Here is a 1,435-nt window from a genome sequence, read left to right on the forward strand (position 1 = left end):
GGCGTGGAATATTCGCTCGGAAAATTTGATGGCAAAAGTGTACTCTACGATTTTCCAAAAATCTTGATTTACTTGAATGCCAAGGGCAAACTATTATTTGGCGAAAAGTTCAGGATTTATGATGAGGACAAGGATATTCTACTGAAGCTCTGTTCCTACTTCATCAAAGACAAAGACAATTGCAAAACCTATGGAATTGATATTGACAAGGGCATTCTTCTATCTGGACCCGTTGGGTGTGGTAAAACCAGTTTGATGAAATTATTACGCCATTTGGTTCCGTTACAACGTCCTTACGAAATGATTCCTTGCCGGAATGTAACCTTCAGTTTTAATCACTTAGGTTTTAAAACGGTTGAAGAATATGGTAACACCAAATTTTACTGTTTTGATGATTTGGGTGTTGAACCGTCTGGAAGGTTCTATGGAAAGGATCTTAATGTGATGGGCGAAGTGCTTTTATCTCGATACGAGCTGTATTTGCAAACCAAACATAAAATTAAAACACACGCCACAACCAATCTCAATGCTGAAGAACTGGAAGAACGCTATGGTAATCGTGTGCGTAGCCGAATGCGAGAACTTTTTAATTTGATTGCTTTTGATACTAAAGCTGGGGATAAACGGAAGTGAATTTAAGGTATGGCTTTTTAACAACAATTTTTATTTTCTTGAATCGGCGGACAAGCCACAGTACCATAAGAACAGAATACACAACAATCCCCTTCTTTTGGTTTCAGAACCGTTTTGCAATTCTCACATTCATAAAAGAATTGACAGGCGGTGGTTGGCATTTCTTCAGCCTTTTTGTGGCCGCATTCTGGACAGGTAATCGTAGATTTTAATTGAATCTTCATTATTCTATTATTTTGTACCCCGTGCTTTCTATAGCTTTTCGGATTGTGGGCAAATCGGTTTTGGTCTTGTCAAATTCCACTATGGTATTAGCATTTTCGTAGCTGGCTTTGATAGAAATAATTCCGTCCAATTTATTGACTTCGCTTTCTACGTGTGCCTCACAACCTGCACAGGTCATTCCAGCGACTTCAAAAGTCTGTTTTTTGATATTGGATTGAGAGACATAGACGATATCCTTGGCGGGCTGTGCATAAAATAGATTGGAATAGTACGGGAAGGCCAGCATCAATGCGGCGAATAGTGTTACTATCAATAAGAACCGTTTGGATTGCCAAAACGATGGTTTCGCATCATCTTCACAGGCGCAATCTATTTCTTCCTGTGTTTTCGGTCGTAGTTTCTGGTACCAGGCAAAGACCAAAACAATAATGGTCAAGCCGATAAGATAGGGTCTAAATGGCTCGACCCAAGAGAATGTAGATGCAATTCCGCTTGTTCCAGCAATTAATGCCAAGACAGGGGTTATACAACATATTGATGCTGCAACTGCGGTAAAAATGCCGGTATAGGCCGCGGT

Annotated in this window: 3 protein-coding genes; 1 reads left to right on the forward strand and 2 read right to left on the reverse strand. The window is 40.0% G+C overall.

The window, feature by feature from the left end:
• The coding region (locus RM529_RS17345) for a P-loop NTPase family protein (protein WP_311485998.1) at positions 1 to 633 on the forward strand (633 nt) is incomplete at its 5' end.
• 17 nt (positions 634 to 650) lie between these two features.
• On the opposite strand, the gene RM529_RS17350 is transcribed toward RM529_RS17345, so the two are convergent.
• Together RM529_RS17350 and merTP are read right to left on the reverse strand one after the other, a co-directional pair.
• Positions 651 to 857, reverse strand: coding sequence for a GDCCVxC domain-containing (seleno)protein (locus tag RM529_RS17350; RefSeq protein ID WP_008610941.1), 207 nt, complete (start codon positions 855 to 857; stop codon positions 651 to 653).
• On the reverse strand, positions 857 to 1,417 hold the full coding sequence (gene merTP / locus RM529_RS17355) for a mercuric transport protein MerTP (protein WP_040879876.1): 561 nt from the start codon (positions 1,415 to 1,417) through the stop codon (positions 857 to 859). The genes RM529_RS17350 and merTP overlap by 1 nt, the downstream gene beginning before the upstream one ends.
• Between the last annotated feature and the right edge of the window lie 18 nt (positions 1,418 to 1,435).

The sequence above is a fragment of the Autumnicola edwardsiae genome, from assembly GCF_031846505.1.
GTDB classification, from domain to species: Bacteria; Bacteroidota; Bacteroidia; order Flavobacteriales; family Flavobacteriaceae; genus Autumnicola; species Autumnicola edwardsiae.